Annotated in this window: 23 protein-coding genes; 10 read left to right on the forward strand and 13 right to left on the reverse strand. The window is 67.9% G+C overall.

Going from position 1 to position 26,254, the window contains the following annotated elements; translation table 11 throughout:
- Window positions 1–434 precede the first annotated feature (434 nt).
- From tyrS to ACFWUR_RS20305, 6 genes are all read right to left on the reverse strand, one after another.
- Entirely contained in the window at window positions 435–1,721 is a 1,287-nt protein-coding gene (gene tyrS, locus ACFWUR_RS20280) for a tyrosine--tRNA ligase (protein WP_378908788.1), read from the reverse strand.
- 25 nt (window positions 1,722–1,746) lie between these two features.
- Window positions 1,747–2,607 carry an alpha/beta hydrolase gene (locus ACFWUR_RS20285; protein ID WP_378908790.1) on the reverse strand — a complete coding sequence of 287 codons (861 nt, stop codon included), beginning with the start codon at window positions 2,605–2,607 and terminating at the stop codon, window positions 1,747–1,749.
- 185 nt (window positions 2,608–2,792) lie between these two features.
- Entirely contained in the window at window positions 2,793–3,218 is a 426-nt protein-coding gene (locus tag ACFWUR_RS20290; protein WP_378908791.1) for a DoxX family protein, read from the reverse strand.
- A 108-nt stretch (window positions 3,219–3,326) separates the two neighbouring features.
- On the reverse strand, window positions 3,327–3,950 hold the full coding sequence (locus ACFWUR_RS20295) for a DNA-3-methyladenine glycosylase (protein WP_378908793.1): 624 nt from the start codon (window positions 3,948–3,950) through the stop codon (window positions 3,327–3,329).
- Window positions 3,951–4,067: 117 nt separating this feature from the next.
- A complete protein-coding gene (locus ACFWUR_RS20300) occupies window positions 4,068–4,946 on the reverse strand; it encodes an RNA polymerase sigma-70 factor (RefSeq protein ID WP_378908794.1) in 879 nt (292 codons plus the stop codon).
- A 12-nt stretch (window positions 4,947–4,958) separates the two neighbouring features.
- Window positions 4,959–6,134: an NAD(P)/FAD-dependent oxidoreductase gene (locus ACFWUR_RS20305; protein WP_378908795.1), complete on the reverse strand. Its 1,176-nt coding sequence runs from the start codon at window positions 6,132–6,134 to the stop codon at window positions 4,959–4,961.
- A gap of 187 nt (window positions 6,135–6,321) precedes the next feature.
- Here ACFWUR_RS20305 and ACFWUR_RS20310 point away from each other — a divergent pair, with 187 nt between their 5' ends.
- From ACFWUR_RS20310 to ACFWUR_RS20325, 4 genes are all read left to right on the forward strand, one after another.
- Window positions 6,322–7,836, forward strand: a complete 1,515-nt coding sequence (locus ACFWUR_RS20310; protein WP_378908797.1) for a multicopper oxidase family protein — start codon at window positions 6,322–6,324, stop codon at window positions 7,834–7,836.
- 72 nt (window positions 7,837–7,908) lie between these two features.
- Window positions 7,909–8,640 (forward strand): ABC transporter ATP-binding protein, encoded by a 732-nt coding sequence (locus tag ACFWUR_RS20315; protein ID WP_378908798.1) that lies wholly within the window; start codon window positions 7,909–7,911, stop codon window positions 8,638–8,640.
- Entirely contained in the window at window positions 8,637–9,398 is a 762-nt protein-coding gene (locus tag ACFWUR_RS20320; protein WP_378908799.1) for an ABC transporter permease, read from the forward strand. The genes ACFWUR_RS20315 and ACFWUR_RS20320 overlap by 4 nt, the downstream gene beginning before the upstream one ends.
- A gap of 32 nt (window positions 9,399–9,430) precedes the next feature.
- On the forward strand, window positions 9,431–10,066 hold the full coding sequence (locus ACFWUR_RS20325) for a TetR family transcriptional regulator (protein ID WP_378908801.1): 636 nt from the start codon (window positions 9,431–9,433) through the stop codon (window positions 10,064–10,066).
- An 85-nt stretch (window positions 10,067–10,151) separates the two neighbouring features.
- Here ACFWUR_RS20325 and ACFWUR_RS20330 read toward each other — a convergent pair whose 3' ends face one another.
- From ACFWUR_RS20330 to ACFWUR_RS20340, 3 genes are read right to left on the reverse strand one after another with little or no spacing between them, the layout of a single operon-like run.
- Entirely contained in the window at window positions 10,152–10,376 is a 225-nt protein-coding gene (locus ACFWUR_RS20330) for a Trm112 family protein (protein ID WP_378908802.1), read from the reverse strand.
- A 9-nt stretch (window positions 10,377–10,385) separates the two neighbouring features.
- The gene (locus ACFWUR_RS20335) at window positions 10,386–10,823 is read right to left on the reverse strand and encodes a GtrA family protein (protein WP_378908803.1); all 438 of its coding nucleotides are present in this window, start codon (window positions 10,821–10,823) and stop codon (window positions 10,386–10,388) included.
- Window positions 10,820–13,090 (reverse strand): hypothetical protein, encoded by a 2,271-nt coding sequence (locus ACFWUR_RS20340; protein WP_378908804.1) that lies wholly within the window; start codon window positions 13,088–13,090, stop codon window positions 10,820–10,822. The genes ACFWUR_RS20335 and ACFWUR_RS20340 overlap by 4 nt, the downstream gene beginning before the upstream one ends.
- 277 nt (window positions 13,091–13,367) lie before the next feature.
- Here ACFWUR_RS20340 and ACFWUR_RS20345 point away from each other — a divergent pair, with 277 nt between their 5' ends.
- Both ACFWUR_RS20345 and rffA read left to right on the forward strand, forming a co-directional pair.
- On the forward strand, window positions 13,368–14,408 hold the full coding sequence (locus ACFWUR_RS20345) for a glycosyltransferase family 2 protein (RefSeq protein ID WP_378909022.1): 1,041 nt from the start codon (window positions 13,368–13,370) through the stop codon (window positions 14,406–14,408).
- On the forward strand, window positions 14,405–15,541 hold the full coding sequence (rffA, locus tag ACFWUR_RS20350; protein WP_378908805.1) for a dTDP-4-amino-4,6-dideoxygalactose transaminase: 1,137 nt from the start codon (window positions 14,405–14,407) through the stop codon (window positions 15,539–15,541). The genes ACFWUR_RS20345 and rffA overlap by 4 nt, the downstream gene beginning before the upstream one ends.
- A 109-nt stretch (window positions 15,542–15,650) precedes the next feature.
- On the opposite strand, the gene ACFWUR_RS20355 is transcribed toward rffA, so the two are convergent.
- Window positions 15,651–18,608, reverse strand: a complete 2,958-nt coding sequence (locus tag ACFWUR_RS20355) for an AMP-binding protein (protein WP_378908806.1) — start codon at window positions 18,606–18,608, stop codon at window positions 15,651–15,653.
- Window positions 18,609–19,206: 598 nt separating this feature from the next.
- Here ACFWUR_RS20355 and idi point away from each other — a divergent pair.
- The 4 genes from idi to ilvA all read left to right on the forward strand — a co-directional run bounded on the left by idi (window position 19,207) and on the right by ilvA (window position 22,917).
- The gene (gene idi, locus ACFWUR_RS20360; protein WP_378908808.1) at window positions 19,207–19,767 is read left to right on the forward strand and encodes an isopentenyl-diphosphate Delta-isomerase; all 561 of its coding nucleotides are present in this window, start codon (window positions 19,207–19,209) and stop codon (window positions 19,765–19,767) included.
- Between the two features lie 188 nt (window positions 19,768–19,955).
- Window positions 19,956–20,309 carry a hypothetical protein gene (locus ACFWUR_RS20365; protein ID WP_378908809.1) on the forward strand — a complete coding sequence of 118 codons (354 nt, stop codon included), beginning with the start codon at window positions 19,956–19,958 and terminating at the stop codon, window positions 20,307–20,309.
- Between the two features lie 147 nt (window positions 20,310–20,456).
- Entirely contained in the window at window positions 20,457–21,635 is a 1,179-nt protein-coding gene (locus ACFWUR_RS20370; RefSeq protein ID WP_378908810.1) for a serine hydrolase domain-containing protein, read from the forward strand.
- A 58-nt stretch (window positions 21,636–21,693) separates the two neighbouring features.
- On the forward strand, window positions 21,694–22,917 hold the full coding sequence (gene ilvA / locus ACFWUR_RS20375) for a threonine ammonia-lyase (RefSeq protein ID WP_378908811.1): 1,224 nt from the start codon (window positions 21,694–21,696) through the stop codon (window positions 22,915–22,917).
- A gap of 16 nt (window positions 22,918–22,933) precedes the next feature.
- On the opposite strand, the gene ACFWUR_RS20380 is transcribed toward ilvA, so the two are convergent.
- The 3 genes from ACFWUR_RS20380 to ACFWUR_RS20390 form a co-directional block, all read right to left on the reverse strand.
- Window positions 22,934–23,257, reverse strand: a complete 324-nt coding sequence (locus tag ACFWUR_RS20380) for a DMT family transporter (RefSeq protein WP_378908813.1) — start codon at window positions 23,255–23,257, stop codon at window positions 22,934–22,936.
- Between the two features lie 71 nt (window positions 23,258–23,328).
- Window positions 23,329–24,747: an argininosuccinate lyase gene (gene argH, locus ACFWUR_RS20385; protein ID WP_378908814.1), complete on the reverse strand. Its 1,419-nt coding sequence runs from the start codon at window positions 24,745–24,747 to the stop codon at window positions 23,329–23,331.
- Window positions 24,748–24,852: 105 nt separating this feature from the next.
- Window positions 24,853–26,055, reverse strand: a complete 1,203-nt coding sequence (locus ACFWUR_RS20390) for an argininosuccinate synthase (RefSeq protein ID WP_378908815.1) — start codon at window positions 26,053–26,055, stop codon at window positions 24,853–24,855.
- Between the last annotated feature and the right edge of the window lie 199 nt (window positions 26,056–26,254).

Genomic DNA, 26,254 nt, shown 5'->3' on the forward strand with positions numbered 1-26,254 from the left:
ACGACCGGGGGGTACATGAAAGATTGGAACCAATAATAATTATTGGCACTGACATTCATCGACACACTATTGAGTTCTCAAAGAACACACGCACAAGCGAAATAACCGAAATCCTTCGGATCTTCCGCAGGGCAACTGTTCCAGCCTAACCTCACGTCCAGACGATGTCAATCGTAAGCCTGGTCACAAGATCTTCAGCTCTGTCAGGCGCTTCCCCGTACTACCGCGTTTTCCCTTGGCCCGCCAGCCTCTCGGGCTAGCGTCTCGGCTCCGGGTTGGTGTCCGTGTCGCTCTGACTTCCAATAAGTTACGCGCCGGATAACGCCGCGTCAAATCGCCTGAACAGCACCGAATCTCCGCAGGTCACGGCAGTGCGCGCAGCCGCTGCGCCGGCCTGAATCACACGCATGTGACTCAGGCCTCCGCAGACGACGTCAGGCTATCCGATGCACGCCGGCCATGTTCTTCTTTCCGCGCCGCAGCACCAGCCACTCACCGTGCAGGTAGTCGGCTTCGGACGGAGTCCATTCGATGTCGCTGACCCGCTGGTTGTTCACCGACGCCCCGCCTTCGTTCACAACGCGACGGGCCGCTCCCTTGCTCTCGCACAGGCCCGACGCGACGAGCAGGTCGACGATCGTGTTCGGTTCACCCGGCACCACTTCGGCGACCTTGCCGTCGACCGCGGTCTCACGCAGGGCGGCACCGAGCGTGGACAGTGGGAGTTCGCCCAGCTCACCGCGACCGAACAGTGCCTGGCTGGCGAGTTCCACCGCACGGGTCTCGGCCTCACCGTGCACGAGTGTGGTCATCTCCGCGGCCAGGCGCTTCTGCGCCTCGCGGGCGAACGGGCGTTCCACTGTCGCCTGCTCGAGTTCGTCGAGTTCTTCGCGGCTCAGGAAGGTGAACCAGCGCAGGTAACGCACGACATCGGCGTCGGCGGTGTTCACGAAGTACTGGTACCAGGCGTAGGGGCTGGTCAGTTCGGGGTCGAGCCACAAGCTGCCGCCACCGGTGGACTTGCCGAACTTCTTGCCGTCGGCCGAGGTCACCAGCGGCACGGTGAGCGCGTGCACGTGCGCGCCGTCGACGCGCCGGTTCAGCTCGACGCCCGCGATGATGTTGCCCCACTGATCGGATCCACCGACCTGCAGCGTGCAACCGTGTTCGCGCCGCAGCTGCACATAGTCGTTGGCCTGCAGCAGCATGTAGCTGAACTCGGTGTAGGAGATGCCGTCGCCTTCGAGCCGCCGTTTGACGGTGTCGCGGGCGAGCATGACGTTCACCGAGAAGTGCTTGCCGATGTCGCGCAGGAAGTCGACGGTCGACAGCGGCCCTGTCCAGTCCATGTTGTTGACGATCAACGCGCCGGTCGGTGAATCGTCGAGGTCGACGAAACGCTCGAGCTGCCCGCGGATGCGCTGGGCCCACTCGGCGACGGTGTCGGTCGAGTTCATCGTGCGTTCGCCCACGTCACGCGGGTCACCGATCATGCCGGTCGCGCCGCCGGCGAGCACGATCGGCCGATGCCCGGCCAGTTGGAAGCGCTTGAGCGCCAACAGCGGGACGAGGTGGCCTGCGTGCAGGCTGGCGGCGGTCGGGTCGAAGCCGGCATAGAGCGTCAGGGGCCCGGCGGCCGCGGCAGTGCGCAGCTCGTCCAGGTCGGTGGACTGCGCGATCAGGCCGCGCCAGGTCAGTTCGTCGAAGATGTCGCCGGTCACGCTGACCCATCTTTCCGCATGCGGATCATCGCTCGCGCGCAGGCCGGGCCCGAGTGAGCCAAGCCAGCAGATCGGCTTCGACCTCGTCGCGGTTGGTTTCGTTGAGCACTTCGTGGCGGGCGTCCGCGTAGACCTGGTAGGTGAGGTCGCGCAGGCCCGCGTCGCGGTAGCGCTGGACCAGCAGGTCGGACAGGCGCAGCTTGTCGTTGAGCGGATCCTTGTCGCCGACCATCACGTAGACGGGCAGATCGGTGCGCACGGTGCTCGGATCCGCCAACCTGGTCTGGGAGCTGACCGCGAGCAGCCCCATGTTCGCTTCGTCTATGGCGAAACCGCACCAGGGGTCGGCGTTGTAGGCGTCGACCTGGGCTTCGTCGCGGCTGATCCAGTCGGCGTCGGTGCGGGTGGGCTGGAACTCGGCATTGAAGAAGCCGATCAGGTCGCCACCGGCGGCCGCGATCTCGCCGAACAGGCCGTCGACCGCGGTGGTACCGCTCAGGACCACCTCGTCGACGAGGTCGGAATGGTCGAGCAGGTACTGCTGCACGGCGAAGGATCCGAGGCTGTGGCCGATCAGGGTGACGGGCAGGCCGGGATGACGTTCGCGCAGGATCTCGGTGAGCGCCACCTCGTCGGCGACGAGCAGGTTCCATCCGTCGGTGCCCAGGTCACCCGGTACGGGACCCATGCTCAGGCCGTGGCCGCGGTGGTCGTCGGCGTACACAGCGAAACCGAGGCCCGCGAGCCGTTCGGCGAGGTGGCCGTAGCGTTCGGAGTGTTCACCCATGCCGTGTGCGATCTGCACCACGCCGCGTGGCTCGGTCTCGGTGGGGAGCCAGCTCCGCACATGGATCGTGGTGCCGTCGCTGCTGGGGAAAGTGAACACGGGCGCTCCTGCTCGTACGGTCTTCTCGACGTGGTCCTCGATCGTCGCACCTGCGCTGAGTTCGCCCTATTGGATCCGGAGACGAAATCGCGGCCGTGTGATCAGCTCCGCGACCGAACCCTCGGCACGCCGATGATCGCCGCAGCCGCGGGGCTCCGGCGATCGTCAGCGTGTCGAGTCGCTGCTCATCGCAGCCATGCGGTGATGGTGGCGCGGCGCTCGTAGGCGATCCAGGCGAAGATCGCGGCCAGCACCAGCGGGAAGATCCCCATCGCAGGCTTGTCGGCGATGAAGGCCTGGGTGGCGGCGGCGAGCACGGTGAGCACCGACAGCCCCGCGGCGGCCAGGCCGCTGAGCCGCGGCACCATCAGGCCGATACCGCCTGCCACCTCGACGACTCCGATGAAGATGAGCAGCCCGAGGGGGATGGTCAGATTCTCGGGTGCGTTGTCCATCAGGGTGTTCGGGATGACGAGTTTCGGGCCGCCCGAAGCGATGACGAAGAACAGACCGAGCACGATCTGCAGAGTCCACAGGACGCGGTTGCGGATCTTGCCGGGGCGGTAGGTGGCGGCGCTGGAGAAGTTCGCGGAGTGGGTCGCAGTGGTCATTGTCTCGTCCTTCGAGTCGGTCGCGCCGGGTTGGTAGCGCGTTCAACAGATAGGACGGGCCGGCGCTCGCAAACTCATCGCTGTCGGCGAAGTCCTCCTAAAGCGCTGCTAAGCCGTCGGCCCGGCCGCGCGTGGGCTGCGCCGATAGGTCGAGACGGCGGGCGAAGCGGGGAGCCAGAACCGCCATGGGATCTCGGCGGCGACACTGACACCCACTCTGGGGCCGGAGGCGATATCGGACTGCGGCACAGGCGGTTTCAGTTCCAGGCGCAGAGCGGCGAAGGGGTCGAACAGCTCGGTTCCGTAGTCGGCCATACTGACGCCGAGCGCGCTGCCGACATTGCCCGGGCCCCGCGCCAGGTCGGTGTCCTTGCGCGCGGCAGGTCGGCGTTCGCGGGCGGTGTCGATGCCGTCGACCACTTCGGCCGCACGGACGAGCACCGCGCCTGCTTCGCCGTCGTAGCCACCGGTCACGTTCACACACAGGTGAATTCCGTACGAGCGGTAGACATAGAGACGCCCGGCCGGCCCGAACATCACCGCGTTGCGCGCGGTCGGCCCCGGCCAGGAATGCGCGGCTCGATCGGGCCAGGGCCCGTCGGGATCGCTGCCGTAGGCCTCGACCTCCACGATGCGCAGCGCGACCGGACCCGACCACATGATCGCGCCGAGCAGTCTGCGCGCGGCGGTGGGCGGATCTACGGCCAGTTCCTGGGCGGACACGTTGCCCATTGTCACTCAATTCGCGCGCCCGTCGCGATCCGCCGCGGCGCGGCCACTGTCGCCGCGGCGTGATCTCGAGCGTGCGAAGGGCGCGGGCGGGCGGCGCGCGGATGCGGCGCGAGCGGCTCAGCCGAGCAGTTCGGTGCCTCGATAGAGCCCTGCCAGCTTGCTCGGGTTGACCTGGAATCGCAGGTTCTGGATGTGTCCGTCGACCAGGTCGAAAGTGAATGCGGCGCCGGGGTTACCGGCGAAGGACGCAAGGGCGCCGAGCTCACCGTTGATGCTCGCCGAGGTGAGTTCGAAGCCCGCGGACGACGGTTTGGCGAGGACTCCGAGAATCCACCGGGCGACGTGGTCGGGGCCGTGCAGTGGCCGACGTGCGGCGGTGACCACGCCGCCGCCGTCGGACCAGCAGGTGACATCGGGGGCGAGCAGACCCATCAGGGCGTTGAGGTCACCGCCCGCGCAAGCAGCCATGAATTGTGCGGTGACCTGGGCGCGGGCGGCTTTGTCGGTATCGAATCGGGGGCGGCGCGACTGGACGTGGTTCTTCGCGCGGTGCGCGACCTGCCGCACGCTCGCCTCCGGCCGGTCGAGGGCTTCGGCGATTTCGGCATGCGAGTACCCGAAAACCTCGCGCAGCAGGAACACCGCGCGTTCGACGGGGGTGAGGGTTTCGAGCACCACGAGCATGGCGGTGGAGACGGTGTCGGCCAATTCGGTGTCCTCGGCGATATCGGGCGATGTCAGCACCGGCTCGGGCAGCCAGGGGCCGATATAGCTTTCACGGGTCGCGCGGGCGGAGGTGAGCCGGTTGAGCGAGAGATTGGTGACCGTGCGAACCAGGTAGGCCTTGGGGTGGGCGACCGTGGCGTGGTCGGTGTCGTTCCACTTCAGCCAGGCGTCCTGCAGGATGTCCTCGGCGTCGGTGACGGTGCCGAGCATGCGATAGGCGGTCGCGAACAGCAGGCGTCGGTGTTCGAGGAACGAATCCTGATCGGGCACGGGGTGAACCTTTCACACGGTGGCGCGAGTCGCTCTACCACCCTTGGACAGTTGCACGTTCATGGTCATCTTCTTACTTGCCTTGAATGTCGGAACGGGGCTACCGCTGACCAGCTCCTTGTAGGTGCGCGCGGCCCAACCGGTCAGGTAGAGGCGGCGCGGGCTGTCGTCGGCTCTGGTGAATTGGATGACCGCGTCGCGACGGCCCAGGCTCACCGGCTGGTGGAAGTAGCCGAAGCGAAACGGTCGGACCGTCTTGCCGCGCAGCTCCGCGGCGATCACGTCGGCGGTGTAGGCGGCGGTGGGCAGACCGCTCTGGCACGTGCCGTGTACCTGCCCCCACGCCTGGCGAACGGCTGCGGCGTCACCGACGGCGTGGATCATGGGGTGCGACACCGACTTCAGGGTGGGGTCGACGACGATGAGCCCCCGTGCGTCGGTCTCGATGCCTGCCTCGGTGGCCAACGGCGACACCCGCACGCCGGTGGTCCAGAGGGTGAGGTCGGCGCCGATCACCGTGCCGTCGGCGAGTTCGACGGCGTCGGGCCGCGCTTCGGCGACCCGCACGCCGATCTCGCGCACGATGCCGAGCCGATCCAGTGCCTTGCGCAGATGCGTGCGGGCCTTGTCGCCCATCATCGCGCCGGGCTCACCCGAGCTGATCAGGGTGACGCGCAGGCCTGGGTGGCTTTCCGCGATCTCGGTAGCGGCTTCGATGCCGGTGAGGCCGCCGCCGCAGACGGCGACCGACCCTCCCCGCGCCGCGAGAGCGGACAGCTTGCCGGCGAATTCGTGGGCCAGGCGCGGGTCGTCGAGTGTGAAGGCGTGCTCGGCGACGCCGGGCACCAGGGTTGTCTCGGCGGTGCTGCCGAGGGCGTAGATCAGCTCGTCGTAGGCGAGCTCGTCGCCGTCGACGGAGACGTTCTGCGCGGTCGGGTCGATCGCGGTGGCCCAGCCCTGGACGAAATCGACGCCTGTGCCGTCGAGGATTTCCCGGATGTCGTGGTGTGCGAGTTCTTGACCCGTGGCGATCTGATGCATCCGCAACCGCTCGGTGAAGCGTGCCGACGGGTTGACCAGTGTGATCGACACATCCAGCTTCCTGGTACGCCTGGCCAGGCGGATCGCGACCAGCATGCCGGTGTATCCGGCGCCGAGGACGACGATGCGGTGCGTGGTGGCAGTCATTGCGGTGCTCCTTGTCGGTGGGATGTTCATGGGACAAAGCAGCCGCCGGGAAAGTGACACCGCACCGATGTGACCCGCATCACTATCTCTCGCTGTGTGTGAACCCTGAACACCGCGGTCAGGAATCAGGGTCGAACCGGGGCCGCACCCCGATGTGGTGCGGCCTCGTCGTCCCTACCGTCGATGCATGGCTTCTCCCCCACGTCGGCTGCGCCGCCTTCTGCTCGGCGCGTGCGCGCTCGCCCTCACCCTGGTCACCGCGATCGTGGCCGCGGTGGCGTGGACATGGGCCGACGCCGACGTATCCACCGTCGGCACCACGGAATTCACTACACCACTGCACATTCCACCGCTCGCCGCCTCGACGGTCGATGCCGCTGGAACGCGGGTGTTCTCGCTCGATATGCGTACCGGGACCACCGAGTTCGAGCCCGGCCGTGCCACCGACACCTGGGGTTTCAACGGCAGCTACCTGGGACCGACCTTGCGCGCCGCCCGCGGTGAACGTGTGCGAGTCCAGGTGCGCAACCAGTTGCCCGAGGCCTCGACCGTGCATTGGCACGGCATGCACCTACCGGCCGCCATGGACGGCGGCCCACACCAGATGGTCGATCCCGGCGCCGCGTGGGCACCGGAATGGGCTGTGGACCAACCGGCTTCGACCCTGTGGTACCACCCGCACCCGCACGGCGCGACCGAGGATCATGTGCGACGCGGCCTGGCGGGCATGTTCCTGATCGATGACGGACCGAGTTCGCACCTGCCACTGCCGAGCGCCTACGGCGTCGACGACATCCCGGTGATCGTGCAGGACATGCGCCTGCGCGGCACCCGCCTGGACGGCGCGCACGCGATCTTCCGCGATATCGGGTTCCTCGGCGATCGCACCATGGTCAACGGCACCCTGTCCCCCTACCAGGAGGTCGGCGACGAACTGGTGCGGCTGCGCCTGCTCAATGCCTCGACCGCGCGGACCTACACCTTCGCCTTCGACGATGGTCGCCCGTTCGCGATGATCGGTTCCGACGGCGGTCTGCTCGAACGCCCCGCCACCCTGGACCGCATCCCACTCTCGCCCGGCGAGCGAGCCGAGATCGTGGTCCGAATGCGGCCCGGTGAGCGCACCGTATTGCGCAGTGAGAAGCTCGCCGCGGGCCTGGACTTCTGGGCGAACCGGTTCTCCGGCGGTGACGACACGTTCGATGTGCTCGAACTGCGCGCCGCGTCCACCCTGCGACCCTCCCCCGCGTTACCGCAAAACCTTGTCCCGCCGTCGATTCCCGACGGCACAGACTCCGTCGTCGAACGCCGATTCGACCTGACCTCGGCGGGTATCAACGGCGAGCGCATGGATTTGAGCCGCATCGACACGACCGTCACCCGAGGCACCACCGAGACCTGGATCGTGCACAACATCGACGGCATGGCGCACAACTTCCACGTCCACGATGTCCAGTTCCGGGTGCTCGACTACGACGGCGCCCCGCCCGCACCCGAACTGGGCGGCGCCAAGGACACCATCTTCCTGCCACCGAACACGGCGGCGACCCTGGCCCTGCGCTTCGACGGGCCCGCCGATCCGACGACGCCGTACATGTACCACTGCCACCTGCTGTGGCACGAGGATGTCGGGATGATGGGCCAGTTCACCGTCGTCGAACCAGGTCAACAGGCCGCGACACCGCCGAAACATTCCCACTGACCTTGCCAGGTCCACCGCGTCGCGCTAAATTCATCACGTAGTGAATTCAACACTCGATGAATTGAGGCGACCATGTCGCACACCGCACCGCCGATCGCAGTTCAGGTCGCGCACCTGACCGTCGAACGCGGACAACGCACCGTCCTGCACGACCTGACCCTGGACATCCCGCGCGGCTCGATCACCGGCCTGCTCGGGCCGTCGGGGTGCGGGAAGACCACCCTGCTGCGCAGCATCGTCGGCACGCAGCTGGTGGAGTCGGGCTCTGTCACCGTGCTCGGGGAGCCGGCGGGAAGCGCCGGGTTGCGCCGCCGGGTCGGCTACGTCACCCAGGCGCCGAGCATCTACTCCGACATCAGCGTCCGCGACAATGTGGCTTACTACGCCGCGCTCTACGGGCGCGACCGGGCCGACACCGAATCCGCGCTCACCGCAGTCGGTTTGGCCGATCACGCGGATCAGCTCGGCGATCAGCTCTCGGGTGGGCAGAAGACCAGGGCATCGCTGGCGTGCGCGCTCGTCGGCAAGCCCGAACTGCTCGTCCTCGACGAACCGACCGTCGGCCTCGATCCGGTGCTGCGGGTGGAGCTGTGGAAACAGTTCCGCGAATTGGCCGCGGCGGGAACGACTCTGCTGGTGTCGAGTCACGTGATGGACGAAGCCGAACACTGCGACAAGCTGTTGCTGATGCGCGAGGGCAACCTGCTCGCCCAGCTCAGTCCCGACCAATTGCGCGAACGCACCGACGAACAGAACCTCGAGGCCGCTTTCCTGACCTTGATCACGATGGGAGAGCACTCGTGACAACCCTGCGCCCCTACACCGCCACCACGGGCCGAATCCTGCGCCAGCTACGCAACGATCACCGCACCGTGGCGATGATCCTGGTGGTCCCCGCCCTGCTGATGACCTTGCTGTACTTCATCTACCAGGACGCACCGCGCGCCCCGCACTCCCCACTCACCATGTTCGACCGCGTCGGCATCACGATGCTCGGCATCCTGCCGTTCATCGTGATGTTCCTGATCACCGCGATCGCGATGCAGCGCGAACGGACATCGGGAACCCTCGAACGACTGCTCACCACGCCGCTGAGCAAACTCGACCTGCTCGCCGGGTACGGCAGCGCGTTCTCCCTCGCCGCTGCCGCGCAGGCCGCCGTCGCGAGCGTGGTCGCGTTCTGGCTGCTCGGGTTGACCGCCGCGGGCAGTCCCGGTTGGGTGCTGCTGATCGCGATGGTCGACGCGGTGTGCGGAGTCGGGCTCGGCCTGCTGGCGAGTGCCTTCGCGCGCACCGAGTTCCAGGCGGTGCAGTTCATGCCGGTGATCGTCGCGCCGCAAATATTCCTGTGCGGGTTGCTGGTTCCGCGCGAGGAGCTACCCGGCTGGCTCGAGGCGATCAGCAATGTGATGCCGTTGAGTTATGCGGTGGACGCGCTGCAGCAGGTGTCGGTGCACGCCGAGCCGACCGGCGCCATGTGGCGCGATATCGCTGTCGTCGCCGGGTTCGCGGTGGTGGCGCTCGGCCTGGCCGCGGCTACCCTGCGTCGACGTACCCCGTAGCGAGCAGACCTGGCCACGACGAAAGGATCAGCATGAGCGAGGGCGAATCCGGTTCCGGCACAGCGAAATCCGGTCGCACCGGACGCAGGCCTGGCAATACCGACACCAGGACGGCGATTCTGGACGCGGCCCGGATCCGGTTCGCCGACACCGGGTTCGACAAGACCTCGATCCGGGCGATCGCCGGTGACGCCGACGTGGACCCCGCCCTCGTGCACCACTATTTCGGTACCAAGCAGCAACTCTTCGCGGCGGCGGTGGATTTTCCGGCCGACCCGGAGGTGACGCTGAGCGTTGTCGATCGGGCGCCGCTGGACGAACTGGGCGTGACCGCGGTGCGGGCGGTGCTCACCGTGTGGGACTCCCCCGCGGGGCCGGGCATCGTCGCGATGGTGCGCAGCATGTTCGGCGGCGGCGAACCGAACCTCGCACGCTCGTTCCTGCTCCAGGTGGTGCTCGAGCGGGTGCGCGTGCGCATCGCCACGCCCGATGACGACGGTCGCGCGCGGATATCGCTGGCCGCCGCACAGATGATCGGCCTGCTGACCGCTCGCAAGATCATCGGTATCGAGCCCCTGGCCTCGATGCCGATCGACGCCGTTGTCGACGCCGTCGGCCCCTCGATCCAGCGCTACCTCACCGGCGACATCGACACCGGCGTTTGGTGATTCAGCGCGATCGCGCCCCACACGGGGCGCACCAACGACAAAGGCGGGCGACGTTCGTGACAGATCCTCGACAACGACGGCTCGGTCAGGACTCCGCGACGAAGAACTCGTGTTCGGCGGCGGCGACGTCGCGGGCCTCGTCGATCAGCAGCACCGGGATGCCGTTGTCGATCGGGTACGCGCGGCGCAACCGGGGGTTGTAGAGCACACTCACGTCGGCTTCGGTACGCACCAGCTGCAGCGGGCCCTTGTCCTGGGGGCAGGCCAGCAGGCCGAGCAGGGTTGCGTCGATGGTGGATTCGTGCGCCATGTCCCTAACCTACCGCGACCGGCGGAACGAGATGTAGCGGTGTCCGAAGAAGCTGAGCACCGCGACCACACCCATGACGATCACCGAGGCGGGCGCGGCGGGGAACCCGAGGACGGTGACCGCCAGTTCCACCAGGATCACGTTGAGCACGAGTCCACCCGCGTTCACCCCGCAGAAGGCCAGGAAGTCCCGCGCGAGGTGTCCGTGCACGCGAAACACCAGTGTGCGGTGCAGGACGAACGCCACGATCGTGCTGACCGCGTAGGCGGCCACGACAGCCAGACCGGGTCTGCCGTCGCCGAGCACGTGCAGCCAGAACACGACCAGGGCCATGCCGAGCAGGGTGTTGAAACCGCCGACGATCGCGAACGCGAGCTCCTGCCGTTTCACGATCCGCAGCAGCGGGCCCGGTGTCTCGAGCACGCCGCCCGCGGCCTCGGTCGTCATCGCACGGCGTCCGCGAGCGCGGTGTCGTCATCGGCCAGGGACTCGGCCGCCGGAGCGTCCTGTTGTTCGTCCTCGAGCTTGCGTCCGCGCACATACAGCCACTGGAACACCGCGAGTCCGAGCAGTCCGAGGCCGATCGCGGCGCCGCCGATCTTCCAGCCCGGCGGACGCCAGGTCAATTCCAGGTCGCCGTCGCGTGTCCCGGCCGGGATGTCGACAGCGACGAAGCTCTTCGCGACGACCCTGAACGGGATGTCCTCGCCGTCGAGGCTCACCCGGTAACCCGGCCAGCCCAACCGCGCGAACACCACGCTGCCACCGGTCTCGGAGCTCACGGTGACCCGACTCGTCGTATCGCTTTCGGAAGTCGAGACCGCGGTCGCGTTCTGAACCGCCGAGATCCGGCCGTTGCGGGTGGAGATCAGCCCGTCCTCGCGCTCGAGGACCGCGATGTAGTTCTCGTGGCCCGGGTAGTCGACCCACTTCCACCCCGCCGGGGCGGGCTCGGTGCGGGCGGCCGGGTAGAGCGCTCGTTGCAGGACCACGCGGTCGATGTTCATCAGGTCGACGACCGTTTTCCCGGTCGACGGCTCGACCGCGAACGCACGGCGGTAGGCGTCGGGGCACACGCTGGTGTCCCAGCGCATGCAGAGCATGTCGCCGAACCAGAAGTGGCCGTTGGGGGTGTAGCCGCTGACGTAGGTGCGCTCGATGTCCTTGGCGTAGTTGCCGAAGACCAGCGAGCCGTAGGCGCCGTCGAGGGTGCGCTCGCCCGGCTGGATCAACGCGCGATCGCCGAGTTGCAGCGTGGTCCCCGCGAATTCCGGGAACGCCGCGCGCGCCGCGGCGCGGTCGCTGGGCAGATTCCAGCTCATCGGGGTGGGTTGCGCCCGTTGCACCTGGACGTAGGCGATCGGCGACACCGCGATGATCGCCAGCGCGACCGCCGCCGACATCCCCTTGTTCAGCGCGAGCCACACCAGCGCGGCGCCGAGCGCGGCGATGGCCAGCGCGGCGATCACGTGCGCGATCCAGTTGTGCGGGTCGGCCGAGAACGACCGCACCCACAGCAGCCCGATCAGCACGGCCGCCGCGATACCGCGCGCACGCCAGTCCTTGAACGTGGCGAAGCGCCCCAGCAGCACGCAGACCAGCAGCAGCAGGCCGAGCGCCACCATCGGCAGCACCCGGGCGGGCCAGCGCAGCGGGCCGATCGTGCCGGGACCCGCCGTCCACATCAGCGCCGCGATCGCGAACAGCCCGATGCCGCTGAGCTCGCGCCAGGCCGCGCGCGCCTTGCCCCAGTCGATGAACGCCAGGGCCGGGATCAGGAACCAGGCGATGTAGACCACCGGCAGCGGCTGCACGTAGCCCCACCACGAAGTGAAGGCGGGCAGGGTCGAGGGCAGGCTCGCGTTCAACGATTCCGACCACGGCACGGTGAGGAACATGTCGTTGTTGATCTGGGCGGTGCCACGCCAGGTCACCTTCGCCGACAGCATGCTCGGCAGATACGTCGCGGCACCGGCCAGCGCCGCGAGCCCCGCCACCGCCAGCAGTCTCAGCGACGGGCGCCAGGTCCGCTGGTAGATCAGCTCGCCGATCGCCACCGCGGCGATCATCAGACCGGCCTCCACCGCCGGGAAGATGTACTGCACCGAAATCGCCAGGTAGAGATACACGAACACGGAGATCGGGCCGCAGTAACCCACCGGTCCGCTCGGGCGCCCCGCGTGGTCACGCTCCGCCACCGCCTCCGAGCGTTGACCGAGCAGGCGGGGACCCCGCGCGTAGCGAACACCCGACGCCCATGCGTGCACCATCCAGGCGGTGCCGGTGAAGGCGGTCATCCAGCTGGCCTCGTCGAAGAACAGCAGCCAGCCGGTGAACGGAATCGACACACCGGCCAGCGCCGCCCACTGCACGCGCGAACCGTAGGCCAGGCAGATCCGGTAGACGCCGAGGCCGAGAACGATCGCGAAGATCAGCTTCACCACGGTCGCGTACAGCACCAGGTTGTCCACCGAGGGCGCGATCAGATCGATCAGCAGCTGCGGCGGATTCAGCAGGCCCGCTTCCTCGATCGCGTAGTTGCCGGCCATCCAGTGCTCGGGCACCATCACCGGCAGATCGCCGTCGCGCAGCCGGTTTCCGAGCATCACCCACAGCGGGACGTACTGGGATTCGGTGTCGTCGGTGTAGAAGTGCCGCACGTTGGCGAGCAGAACCGCACCATAGCCCGCGATCACTCCTAGGGAGGTGATCAAGCCCCAGATGTAGACCGAACGTCGGGACGGGGTTCTACTTTCCACCACGAGGAACAGACCCTACAGGCACGCACCGGAATCGGCACCGCCGCACAGCGGGATCCGCTACCGCCGACCCGTCACCCCCCGGTGTTAAAGTGCCCACACTGTTGGGTCAATACCTCCGCGTACCGAAACCTCCGCATACCGAAAGTGTCCGATGCCGATTCCTTCCGCACCTTCCAGGCCGAGCACCGAGGTGCGCGTGGGCGCGCCCCCTCGCAACGGGTCGAGCCCGGTGCAGTCGGTGTCGGTGGTCGTACCGGTGTACCGGGGCGAGGAAACGATCGCGGCGCTGGTCGCGGAGCTCGATCGGCTCACGGGCCCCACCACGACCGCCGCGGGCGCACGCTTCGCCGTCGAGGAGATCATCCTCGTCCACGACAACGGCCCCGACCGTTCCGATGTCGTGCTGCAGGAATTGGAAGGCTCCTACCCGCAGGTGCGGGCGGTGTGGTTGAGCCGCAATTTCGGTCAGGACGCGGCCACGATCGCCGGTATGTCGGCGGCGCAGGGCGACTGGATCGTCACGATGGACGAAGACGGTCAGCACGACCCCGCGTTCATCGCCGACTTCCTCGACGCGGCGCTGGCCTCACGCGCGGACCTGGTCTATTCGAAACCGTCCAACACCCGCCCGCACGGCTTCTTGCGCAATCTCACCTCGCGCGGCGCCAAGATAGTGCTCGCGACGGTGTTCGCGTTCCCGGATTCGACGCGGTTCGAGAGCTTCCGGCTGATCCGCGGTGACATCGGCCGTCAGCTCGCCGAGGTCGCGGCCAACGGCGTGTACCTGGACGTGGCGCTCACCTGGGTGGTCGGCAACGCGGTGTCGGTGCCGGTGGTGTTGCGCGCGGAAGGCCGGGAGGAATCGGGCTACAACTATCGCCGCCTGTTCTCGCTGTTCTGGAAGATGGTGCTGTGCAGCGGCACTCGTGGTCTGCGACTGGTGAGCATGCTCGGCGTCACGCTCGCGGTGGCCGGGGTGATCATGGCAGGCATCGTCATCGTGCAGGCGCTCACGCAGGACAATCACGATCCCGAGGGCTGGGCCTCGATCATCGTCGTGATGCTGCTGTGCTCGGGCGCGATGCTGTTCTCGCTCGGACTGATCGCCGAGTATCTCGGTGTCGCGCTGCACATCCTGGTCGGCAAGCCGCTCTACCTGACCGTGCAGACCCCGACACCGCGCCCGGATACGATGCACGCGCCGGCCGTGATCCATCGAGTCGACGCCGCGGTACCGGCAGCCGCGACGGAGAAGGGCCACCGCGCGTGAGCGACCGCATCATCTTCAGCAGGCCGTTCCGCGCTGCCGCCGAACGCCCCAATCTGATGACCGTGCTCGATTCCGATCACAGCCACGGCGACGGTCAGTTCACCAAGTCGGCCACGGCGAAGATCAAGGCCATCACCGGCGCCGAGCACGCCCTGCTCACCACCTCGTGCACACACGCGCTCGAACTGGGCGCGCTGCTGCTCGAGCTCGGCCCCGACGACGAGGTGATCGTCCCGAGCTTCGCGTTCACCTCCGCGGCCACCTCGATGGCGCTGCGCGGGTGCACCTGTGTGTTCGTCGATATCGACGAGTCGACCGGCAATATCGACCCGGCCGCCGCGGCCGCCGCCCTCACCGACCGCACCAAGGCCATCGTGGTGATGCACTACGGCGGTGTCGCGGCCGAGATGGAGCCGCTGCTCGCGCTGGCCGACCAGCACGGCGTCGCGATCATCGAGGACAACGCGCACGGACTCGGTGGTACCTGGCGAGGCAGGCAGCTCGGCACGATCGGCACCCTCGGCACGCAGAGTTTCCACGACACCAAGAACGTGCACTGCGGTGAGGGCGGCGCGCTGCTGCTGTCGGACGAGATCCTCATGGGTCGCGCCGAGATCATGCGGGAGAAGGGCACCGACCGTGCTCGCTTCCTGCGCGGCCAGGTCGACAAGTATTCCTGGCAGGACATCGGTTCGAGCTATCTGCCCAGTGAGCTCAATGCCGCTGTGCTCGACGCCCAGCTGGCCGAGTTCGACACCATCCAGGCCAACCGCCACCGCGTGTGGGACACCTACGCGGCCGCGCTACCCGACTGGGCCGCTCGCAACGACGTGCGCCCGATGACGGTGCCCGCCGACGCCGGCCACACCGCACACCTGTTCTTCCTGCGCATGCCCACCGAGGACAGCCGCGACGGCATCATCGCCCACCTCGCCGAACGCGGGATCGTCGCGCCGTTCCACTACATTCCGCTGGATTCGAGCCCCGCCGGCCTCAAGTACGGCCGCACCCCGGTGCCGTGCACGCGCTCGGCGAATTTCTCGTCGACGATCGTGCGTCTGCCGCTGTGGCCGTTGCTCAGCGAGGCGCAGCTCGGTCGTGTCGTGGACGCGGTCACCGAGTATCAGGTGTAGCCCCCGACCGAGAAGCTGTTGCGATGCAGCTGTTTTCGATTCTCACAGACAAAGGCCGCCCGTTTCGACGGGCGGCCTTTGCCGTTGATCGCAGGGGTGCTCCGTCGAGTCAGTGTCCGCCGAAGAGTTCGGCGGCTGCCGCGTCGGCGAGCACGTCGTAGGTCTCGGTCTCCCGGTTGTAGATCCAGGTGCCCGGCCCCGCCTCGGGCAGGCCCGCGGCCTGCACCGCCGGTGCCGAGGGACGGAAGCTGGAGCTGCGCGGGATCTCGTCGACGACGTAGACCAGGTCCGGGCGCTGGCTGCGCTCCAGCCCGCGCATCGCCTCGGTGACATCACCCGGTTCGATCCGGAACCCGTGGCGCACACTCAGCGCCGCTGCGGCGATGACGCCCGCCGAAGTCTCGAGCCCGAAGGCGACCTCCATGTCGACCGGGGTGATGTCGTTGAGCACGTCCACGATCGGCTGGGTGAACACCGGGCCGCGGGCGGTGTGGATCACCGTGTCGCGGCGGTCCACCAACCAGTAGTCCCCGTCGCTGTCACGCCGGAACAGGTTCTCCGTCGGCCACCAGGCGTCACCGGCCCGGAACACCCCACGCAGTCCGCCATCCGAGATATCGCCACCGTCGACGGCCTTACCGAGCAACAGCCCCGGTTCGTTGTCGGCGCAGCGGCGCGCGAACCCGTCGTCGCCGACGAGGATCTGTTCACTGATCGGGTCATAGGCGACCAGTTCGACCCGTGCGGTGCCGGGCACCGGCCTGCCCTTCGACCCGATCTTGGCGCCGGTGACATTCGCCAGCACCACGTCACCGTCGATCGAGGCGTAGAACTCGAGCACCCGGGCCGGGGCGAACTGTTCGACGGTGCGCCGCCACAGACCCGCGGGCATACCGGATCCGATGAACAGCCGGATCGGATGGTTGTGGCCGGCGGGGAACACCTTGGAGTCGAGCAGGTCGCGCAGCATGGTCCAGGTGTAGGTGACGACGGTGACGCCGTAGCGGTGCACCTCTTCGGCGAAGCGGCCCGGGTCCAGATCCATCGGCCTGGCCAGTGCGATCCGGCTGCCACCGGCGATCGCCCCACCCAGGCTCACCAGCAGACCCGACGAATGGTGCAGTGGCGCAAGGCAGTACACAGTGTCGCGGCGGTCCAAGTCGGCCGCGCTCGCCGTGCCGAAGGCCGAGAGGGCCCAGCGGTGGTTGGTGATGTATTTGGCCTCGAGCCGGTCGCCGGAGCCCAGCACGAGCACGAACGCGAGTTCGCGCGCCAGCCCCGGGTTCGGCCGGTACCAGGCGGGCACGCGCACCTTCGCCGGGTCGATCTGTTCCAGGTCGATCACCCGGTCGCCGGTCGGCACCGCGAGCGCGCGCGAGGGCCCGCCACCGAGCACCAACACCCTGGCGGCGGTCGCGGCGGCGGCACGCAGGTTCTCCGGGTCGGTGATCAGCGACTGCACGCCGGTCAACTCGATGGCGCGGTCGAGTTCGGCGCCCGGCGCGAGCAGCACCGCGACGGCGCCGAGGCGCGAGAGCGCGGCGACCGAGGCCAGCGCGCTCGGACGCGTCTCCATCATGATGCCCACGCGCATGGCGGGCCGGATACCGACGGAGATCAGGCCGCGCACCACATTGTCGACGCGTTCCTCGACGGCAGCGTTGGTGTGCACGCGGTCGTCGAACAGCACCAGGTCCTTCTGCGGCGCCCGACTCGCGTGCTCGCTGAGCAGTTTGCCGAGTGAGATGCGGGTGTGCGGCTGGATCATTCCGAGCCGGGTGAGCCGGGGCAGGGCACGCGCGGCCTCGCCCGCCATTTCGAGCGAACCGCGAATCGTGTTGCCCGCGATACCTTCCAGCGCCTTGCCGACGCCCGCGCCCGCTTCGGCCAGCCCGGCGGCGGTGTGCACCATCCGGTTGGCGGCAGTGCGCGGCGCGTTGCTCGCGACGTGTTCCTGCATGGGCACGATCTGCTCGGGCAGGGCGCCGTTGCCGTTCATCCACGCGATCCAGTCGCGCACCATCGGCCAGGTGTGGTTGGTGGCCGTCGAACCGGCGACGAGCCCGAAATGTCCTGCCACCAAACTGGCTTCGTACACCTCGGCGTGGGGCGCTGCCCGCACGATGCCGCGCACCGCGGCGGGCTGGCCGATGTCGTCGACTTCGCCGACGAATGCCAGAATCGGACACTTCAGTTCGGCCAGTGACACCGGGTGGTCGCGAATCACGAAGCCGCCGAGCATCATCCGGTTGTGGGCGACGAACTGCTTGAGCAGATCGGCCACGGCCGGACCCGAATACCCCACCCAGCCATCGCTGTTGAGGAACCGGCGCTGACGTTCCTTGGGCAGCAACGCTTCCCGATCGTGCAGCTGCAGCAGGAAGTCGATGCGCGACTTGGCGGTTTTCACCGGGTCGAGCATCTGGAACCCGATGCGCACCATCGACTCGGTGATGGGCAGCCGGTGCATCACATGGTCGGCCAGGAAGTCGGCCACCTCGGAGACCACGCCGTAGGGCAGCCCGAACGGCATACCGGCGACGATGTCGACGGGGCTGCCGAAGGTGACGATCGAGGCCACGCCTTTGCCGTAGCGGTAGGCGGTGGTCTGGTAGGCGAACATGCCACCCTGGGAGTACCCCATCAGATGCACCTGCGCGCCGGTGGCCTCACAGACGGTGTCGATGGCGGAGTTCACCGCGAGCACATGGTCGGCCAGGTCGCGTTCCCAGCCGCCTTCCTCCGTCGCGGGTGAGCCGAAATCGATCACCCAGCAGTCGACTCCGCTGTCGTGCAGGATGCCGACCGCGCCGCCCGCCGCATTGACGTCCCAGATGTCGGCGTTCACCATCAACGGCGGCACCAGCAGCGCTACCGGACGGCCTGGCGTCGTCTCGTCGGGAAAGTAATGCCGCAGCCGGTACATGCGTCGACGCTCGACGACCTCGAAGGGCGAGGACTCGACATCGTGTGACAATCCGCCGAAGCGGATCACCTCCAGCCCGTTCTGCGCGGTAGCCAGCAACCGCTGCACCGAACCGACCACACCTCTTGGACTGATATCCACCGTTCCCACCTGGCCCTACCTGCTTAAAGTGACACACCTCACACACCCCGATGTGCTCATATGAGCTAACCACACCGGACCTCCATTATGTGTCGGCTGTGACAGGCCGCATGTTCCAGCGATTCACCTCACACCCGGCAGCCGATCGCGTCGCGGTCGACGCACTCGACCGGTCATCGCGCCCGGATCAACCGCGCCGCCGATCGGACCGGCCACCACAGCACACCGATACTCCCGGTCATCGCTATGTTTTCCCCAATGCCCGGCGCGCGGCCACGCCGGCCCCTACGATCGTCCCCGTTCGGAACCTACTGACGCACAGACGATTTCGTAGAGCACCGTTTCACACGGCAGACCTCCACGCGCTGATGGTTCTTACGCGTCGGACCGTTCGCCTCGCACTGTTGCCACCCCCGAAGCCTGTCGCGCACCGTCGCATTCGACGGGGTGATCCGATGTGCCGATTTCCGCCCGAGGTGAGGAGATACTCCATGACTCTCGAATCCGAACTCGCCGTCGGCGTCGAGCCACCCTTGCCCACCGCCTACCGCGGGGGGAGCTTCCATTACCCGCTGATCGTCGTCGATAAGGTGGCCTGGTGACCGACAAGCTCGCCGACCCGTCAACCGACCGTGAAGCCATGGCTGTCGAGTTGGTCGACGACTCGGGCACAGCGATCGGCGCGTGCTCGGTGGCCGATGCCCATCGACCACCCGGCACATTGCACCGCGCCTTCTCGGTGCTGCTGTTCGACCGGCACGGTCAGGTGCTGCTCCAGCAGCGAGCCGCGGTGAAGACGCGGTTTCCGCTGCGATGGGCCAACACCTGCTGCGGTCATCCGGCGCCCGGTCAGGCGGTCACCGAGGCCGCCGCGATCCGCTTGCGCGAGGAGTTCGGGATGACCGCCGAGCTCACCGAGGTCGGCGCCTTCACCTACCGCGCCGGCGACGAGGCGACAGGGCGCGTCGAGTACGAATACGACCACGTGTTGATCGGCGCGGTCGGCGACCTGCCGCCGTGCCCGAACCCGGCCGAGATCGGGAGCTGGGCATGGCTGCCCCCGCAGACTGTCCGCGCCGACATCGCGGCCGACCCCGGCAAGTTCACACCGTGGCTCGCTCAGGTGCTCGAGATCGCCGGTCGGGCCCACCAGGCCTGACCGGTCCGTCCTTGCTTTCTCTTTCTCGATTGCCTTTCCTGAAAGCGCCTAAACCGTTAGATGCGCATATCTATATTTGTCGATGTCTTCGATTCCTTGGCTAACTCACAGGCTCACCACAGTCGGCGAACAGGCCGCCCGACCAAGCTGGACATCGAACGGTCCGCACGACGGCGAGTGAGGTAGCGATGGTCGAGGTCGAGATCAACGACGACACGGTGACGGTCAACGTGCTGGGTGGGCATCGCCTGCTCGCCCTGCGCCAGCAGGTCGTGATCGACCGTGCCGCCATCACTGAGATCGCCACCGCCGAAGTGGACCTGCGGCCCCCGTGGGTCCGCGCTCCCGGCACCTTCATCCCCGGGGTGATCGCCGCGGGCGTCTATCGCGGCAAGGGCCGCAAGGAGTTCTGGGACACCACTTTCGGTGGCAGCGCCGTACGGATCGATCTGCACGGTCCCGACTTCACCCGTCTGGTCGTCGACGTCGACGATCTCGACGCGGTGCTGAACGCGCTGACCACCGAGACCGCCGGCGTCTGAACAGGATTCACGAACCGAAGGAGTCCAGCGGTCCCGCGAAAGTCTTCGTTCTGCGGGGCCGCGAACCTCCCCGAGATGCCCGCCGTGACGGTGGGGAAACGATCACCGAACCGACCGGTCCCCAGTGTGCGATGGCATGCTCGGACTATGGGAGTTTCGACAACGCAGTCGGTGGATCGCCGTTTCGTCCGCTTGGTCGCCGTGTTCGACCATCTGTTCCGCAAGCCGTCGCACGGCGGTGGCGCGCTGTGCGTGTATCTGCACGGCGAGCCCGTGGTCGATGTGTGGGCGGGCTACGCGAGTCCGGGCGTGCCGTGGACCGCGGACTCGGTGGCGTTGGGCTTCTCCACCGGAAAAGGCGTGGCCTCCACGGTGATGCACCAGTTGGCCGACCGGGGACAGCTCGACTACGACAGTCCGGTCGCCGAGTACTGGCCGGAGTTCGCCGCGGCGGGCAAGGCCGACATCTCCGTGCGCGATGTGCTCACCCACCGTGCCGGCCTGCACCGTTTACGCGGTCTGCTCCCCGGTCCGATCGAGAGCTTTCTCGATGACGAAGCCGTCACCGCCGCGCTGGCCGCCGCCACGCCCGACCCGCGGCACCGGATCACCAGCGGCTATCACGGAATCAGCTACGGACACCTGGCCGCCGAGATTGTCCGGCGCGTCACCGGCCGCGACTTCGTCGATGTCGTGCGCACCGAACTCGCCGAACCCCTCGGCGCCGAAGAACTGTGGTTTCGCGTGCCGCAGGACCAGCGCCACCGCATCGCCACCACCTTCCCGCGCCTGCGGGCCGCGGGCATGGACTGGGACACCGGCTCCGATCTGCTGGGCCGCACCCGCTTCTCCGCCGCCGCGGAAACCACCCCGCGCGGCTTCGCCGACCTGATCGTCGACGCGCGCGTGCACGATTCGGTGATGCCGGGCGTGAACGGCGTCTTCTCCGCCCGCGCTCTCGCCCGCGTCTACGCCGCCTTGGCCAACGGCGGTGAACTCGACGGCACCCGCATCCTGTCCCCCGACGCCATCCGCCGTGTCGCGACCCGCCAGGTCTTCACCCCCGACTACGTTCTGGCTTTCCGCATTCCCTGGGCACTCGGCTTCCACGGCGTCCCCATGAAGCCCTCGAAGGCCGACCCGATCTCGGCCTTCGGCCACTTCGGCCTCGGCGGTTCCGGCGCGTTCGCCGACCCCGAGACCGGCCTGTCCCTCGCCTTCGTCACCAACCGCCTCGGCGGCAAACTCACCCCGCTGGGCGATGCCCGCCTCACCCGCCTCGGCACCATCGCCCACAACATCGCGAAGGCCGAACCGCGCGCCTGAACCGGACGCGAGGGCACGAACTCCGCTCGGCGCACTTTCAGCTACCGGGACTGGCACCATGTGGCGGATGGAGACCGTGGGAACGGAGCGGATCGAGGCGGCGGCACGGCTGTTGGCGCCGGTGATCCGGCGTACGCCGACCGTCGGGTCGCGGGTGTTGTCGGAGCGAGTCGGCGCGCCGGTGCTGCTCAAGTGTGAGAACTTGCAGCGCACCGGGTCGTTCAAGCCGCGCGGGGCCTACAACCGGATCGCGAATCTGCCCGCGGTGCAGCGAGGGCGGGGAGTGGTCGCGGCCAGCGCCGGCAATCACGCGCAGGGGGTGGCGTGGGCGGCGAGCGAGCTCGGGATCTCCTCGACGGTGTTCATGCCGGTCGGGGCCTCGCTACCGAAACTGGTCGCCACGCGCGCCTACGGCGCCGAGGTGCATCTGGTGGGCGACACGATCGACGAGTCCTTGCTCGCCGCACAGGAATTCGCCGAACAGACCGGTGCGACCCTGATCCATCCCTTCGACCATCCCGACATCGTCGCCGGACAGGCGACGGTCGCGCTGGAGATTCTCGAGCAGGTGCCCGATGTGGGCACGGTCGTCGTGCCGACCGGTGGCGGCGGCTTGCTCGCGGGAGTCGCGGTGGCGTTGCACGCGTGGTCGCCGCAGGTGCGGGTGATCGGCGTACAGGCGGCCGAGGCGGCGGCGTGGCCGGATTCGCTCGCGGCGGGCAAGCCGGTGCGGGTGCCCCGGATGTCGACGATGGCCGACGGCATCGCGGTGGGGTTGCCCGGCGCGGTGCCGTTCGGCCATGTGGCCGAGTTGGTGTCCGAGATCGTCACCGTCGACGAGGACGCCTTGTCGAAAGCCCTGCTGCTCTGTCTCGAACGAGCCAAACTCATCGTCGAACCCGCGGGCGCGGCGGGTGTCGCGGCGCTGCTCAACTCCACCCTGACCGAACTCCCCGGCCCGGTGGTGACGATTCTGTCCGGCGGCAATATCGACCCTCTGCTACTCACTCGCGTCATCGGCCACGGCCTCAGCGCCGCGGGCCGCTATCTGGCGATGCGCGTGACGATCGACGACCGCCCCGGCGCTTTGTCGGCGCTGCTCGCGGTGGTCGGTCGCGCGGGTGCGAGCGTGGTCGACATCGTGCACTCGCGCACGGGTCCGTGGCTGGCCGTCGACGAAGTGGAGGTGTCGCTCACCGTGGAAACGCGAGGTACGGCCCACCGCGACGATGTACTGGACGCACTGCACGAGGCCGGCTTTCGCGTGCGCGCGGAGCTCTAGACCGGTGCGGCCGACATCAGCGCGCGCCACCGAGCTCCAGCGCGAGCACGCCGAGAATCACCAGTCCGATGCCACCGACCTGCACGAACGTGAGCCGCTCCCCCAGGAACAACACACCGATGGTGGCGATGGCGGCCACGCCCACCGCTGACCAGATGCCGTAGGCGACCCCGATCGCCATGCCGCGCTTCAAGGCCTGCGACAGGAAGTAGAACGCCGCGCCGTAGCCGACCACCACGACGATGGACGGCACCAATTTCGTGAAGCCCTCGGACAGTTTCAGCGACACGGTCGCCGTCACCTCGGTGGCGATGGCCAGCGCCAGGAAGAGCAGGGTCATGGCCGCAGACTAGTCGGGCGCGCGCTGTATCGCGGGCGGTGCCAGGCGATTACGCACCCGACCGGCTGTGGTCAGCCCAACCAGGCGCGGGCGGCGTCGGCGGTCTCGCGAACCTCGTCGAGCTGCTCGGTCACCCGAACACCGGCGGTGCCGCCGCGCGCATTGCGCGAGGCGATCGAGCCCTGCACCGTGAGCACTTCGCGCACACCGGCGGTCAGTGCCGGGTCGACGGCGGCGAATTCGGCGTCGGTGAGTTCGTCGAGGCCGACTTCGCGCGCCTCGGCGACCCGCACGCAGGCACCGGCCGCTTCGTGGGCAACGCGGAACGGAACCCCTTGGCGCACCATCCATTCCGCGATATCGGTGGCGAGTGTGAAACCGGCAGGGGCCAATTCGGCCATCCGGTCGGTGTGGAAGGTCAGGGTGCCGACGAGGCCCGCGATGGCGGGCAGGAGCAGTTCCAGCTGGGCGACCGAGTCGAACAGTGGCTCTTTGTCTTCCTGGAGGTCCCTGTTGTAGGCCAGCGGTTGGGCTTTCAACGTTGCCAGCAGGCCGGTCAGGTTGCCGATCAGGCGACCAGCCTTGCCCCGGGTGAGTTCCGAGACGTCGGGGTTCTTCTTCTGCGGCATGATCGACGAACCGGTGGACCAGGCGTCGGCCAACGTGACGTAGCCGAATTCCGGTGTGCTCCAGATGATGACCTCTTCGGCCATCCGGCTCAGGTCCACGCCGATCATGGCCAGCACGAAGGCGGCCTCGGCGGCGAAGTCACGCGAGGAGGTGGCGTCGATCGAATTGGCGGCGGAGGCGGTGAAATCCAGCTCGGCGGCGATCTGCTCGGGGTCGAGCCCGAGCGAGGAACCGGCCAGCGCGCCCGAACCGTACGGCGAGATGGCGGCGCGCTTGTCGAAATCACGCAGGCGTTCCAGATCACGCAGCAGCGGATGCGCGTGGGCGAGCAGGTGATGCGCGAGGAGCACCGGCTGCGCGGCCTGCAGGTGGGTCTTGCCCGGCATCACCGCATCGGGGTGCGCCGCGGCCTGCGCGACGAGCGCGTCGACCACGTCGAGCACACCGGCCGCGACGCGACGCACACCGTCACGCAGCCACATCCGGAACAGGGTCGCCACCTGGTCGTTGCGCGAACGACCGGCCCGCAGTCGACCACCGAGTTCGGTGCCGACCCGCTCGATCAGCCCGCGCTCGAGCGCGCCGTGCACATCCTCGTCGGAGTCGGCTGGCCCGTAGGCGCCCGAAGCGACATCGGCGGCGAGCGCATCCAGACCGGCCAGCATGGCGGGCAGATCGTCGTCGGCGAGCAGCCCTGCCTTGTGCAGCACGCGGGCATGCGCCTTGGACGCGCGAATGTCATAGGGAGCCAGCACCCAGTCGAAGTGGGTCGACTTGCTCAACGCCGCCATCGCCTCGGCCGGACCGGAAGCGAATCGCCCACCCCAGAGCGCACCTTCGTTGGTTCCACTGTGGGTCATAGTCGATGTCTCCTCCGGTCGGGATGGCGGGCATGGATGATGACGACACCGGCCGATCCGTGCGGACCGGCCGGTATCGAGACTACGAGGGTGATTTTCCGCTTGTTACTTCTGGTTCAGGTCGCGGCGGGCGGCGACCTTCGAGGACAAGCCGTGGATCTGGACGAAGCCCTTGGCCAGGGACTGGTCGAAGGTGTCGCCCTCGTCGTAGGTGGCCAGGTTGAAGTCGTAGAGCGACTGGTCGGAACGACGGCCGTTGACCACCGCGGACCCACCGTGCAGGACCATCCGGATCTCGCCGGTCACGGTCTGCTGGGTGTCGGTGATGAACGCGTCGAGCGCGCGCTTGAGCGGCGAGTACCACAGGCCGTCGTAGGCCAGCTCGCCCCAGCGCTGCTCGACCTGGCGCTTGTAGCGGGCCAGTTCACGCTCGACGGTGACGGCTTCGAGGGCCTGGTGCGCGGTGATCAGCGCGATGGCGCCCGGCGCTTCGTAGATCTCGCGGCTCTTGATGCCGACGAGCCGGTCTTCGACCATGTCGAGGCGGCCAACGCCCTGACGACCGGCGCGGGTGTTCATCTCCTCGATGGCCTGCAGCACCGAGACCGGACGGCCGTCGATGGCGACCGGCACACCCTTCTCGAAGGTGATGATGACCTCGTCGGGCGCCTCGAAGTTCACCGTCGGGTCGGCGGTGTAGTCGTAGACGTCCTTGGTGGGCGCGTTCCACAGGTCCTCGAGGAACCCGGTCTCGACCGCGCGACCCCACACGTTCTGGTCGATGGAGAACGGCGACTTCTTGGTGACGTTGATCGGGAGCTTGTTCTCCTCGGCGAAGGCGATGGCCTTCTCACGGGTCCAGGCGTAGTCGCGGACCGGGGCGATGACCTCCAGGTCGGGCGCGAGCGCGCCGATGCCGACCTCGAAGCGGACCTGGTCGTTGCCCTTGCCGGTGCAGCCGTGCGACACGGTGGTCGCGTTGTGGAACTTCGCGGCCTCGACGAGGTGCTTGACGATCAGCGGGCGGCTGATGGCCGAGACGAGCGGGTACTGACCCTGGTACATGGCGTTGGCCTGGATGGTGGGCAGGCAGTACTCGTCGGCGAACTCGTCGCGCGCGTCGACCACGATGGCCTCCACGGCGCCGCAGTCCAGCGCTCGCTGTCGGATCGCGTTCATGTCCTCGCCGCCCTGGCCCAGGTCGATGGCCACGGCCACCACCTCGGAACCGGTCTCCTTCGCGATCCAGCTGATGGCGACGGAGGTGTCAAGCCCACCGGAGTAGGCGAGTACGACGCGATCGGACATGTCTGTTGTGCTCCTCGAAGTCTGGTACGTAAGGCCTGCCCTGAGCAGTATGGATGCTCCGGCCGCCGGTTCGGCTCACGCCGTTGCTGCAAATGATTATGCACGATGATGCAATCTCATTCATAACGGGGGGTCCGAGCGCGGACCGCCGTCACCGAAATAGCCGATCACCTGCGAAGACAACGCAAGACCCCTTGGC

The sequence above is a fragment of the Nocardia sp. NPDC058633 genome (assembly GCF_042717045.1).
GTDB lineage: Bacteria > Actinomycetota > Actinomycetes > Mycobacteriales > Mycobacteriaceae > Nocardia.

Coding starts and splice junctions, on each gene's coding strand:
- ACFWUR_RS20290 (WP_378908791.1), bottom strand. CDS start 3,218: ATGACCACTGCGACCCACTCCGCGAACTTCTCCAGCGCCGCCACCTAC.
- ACFWUR_RS20295 (WP_378908793.1), bottom strand. CDS start 3,950: ATGGGCAACGTGTCCGCCCAGGAACTGGCCGTAGATCCGCCCACCGCC.
- ACFWUR_RS20305 (WP_378908795.1), bottom strand. CDS start 6,134: ATGACTGCCACCACGCACCGCATCGTCGTCCTCGGCGCCGGATACACC.
- ACFWUR_RS20310 (WP_378908797.1), top strand. CDS start 6,322: ATGGCTTCTCCCCCACGTCGGCTGCGCCGCCTTCTGCTCGGCGCGTGC.
- ACFWUR_RS20315 (WP_378908798.1), top strand. CDS start 7,909: ATGTCGCACACCGCACCGCCGATCGCAGTTCAGGTCGCGCACCTGACC.
- ACFWUR_RS20325 (WP_378908801.1), top strand. CDS start 9,431: ATGAGCGAGGGCGAATCCGGTTCCGGCACAGCGAAATCCGGTCGCACC.
- ACFWUR_RS20330 (WP_378908802.1), bottom strand. CDS start 10,376: ATGGCGCACGAATCCACCATCGACGCAACCCTGCTCGGCCTGCTGGCC.
- ACFWUR_RS20335 (WP_378908803.1), bottom strand. CDS start 10,823: ATGACGACCGAGGCCGCGGGCGGCGTGCTCGAGACACCGGGCCCGCTG.
- ACFWUR_RS20365 (WP_378908809.1), top strand. CDS start 19,956: ATGGTCGAGGTCGAGATCAACGACGACACGGTGACGGTCAACGTGCTG.
- ACFWUR_RS20370 (WP_378908810.1), top strand. CDS start 20,457: ATGGGAGTTTCGACAACGCAGTCGGTGGATCGCCGTTTCGTCCGCTTG.
- ilvA (WP_378908811.1), top strand. CDS start 21,694: ATGTGGCGGATGGAGACCGTGGGAACGGAGCGGATCGAGGCGGCGGCA.
- ACFWUR_RS20380 (WP_378908813.1), bottom strand. CDS start 23,257: ATGACCCTGCTCTTCCTGGCGCTGGCCATCGCCACCGAGGTGACGGCG.
- argH (WP_378908814.1), bottom strand. CDS start 24,747: ATGACCCACAGTGGAACCAACGAAGGTGCGCTCTGGGGTGGGCGATTC.
- ACFWUR_RS20390 (WP_378908815.1), bottom strand. CDS start 26,055: ATGTCCGATCGCGTCGTACTCGCCTACTCCGGTGGGCTTGACACCTCC.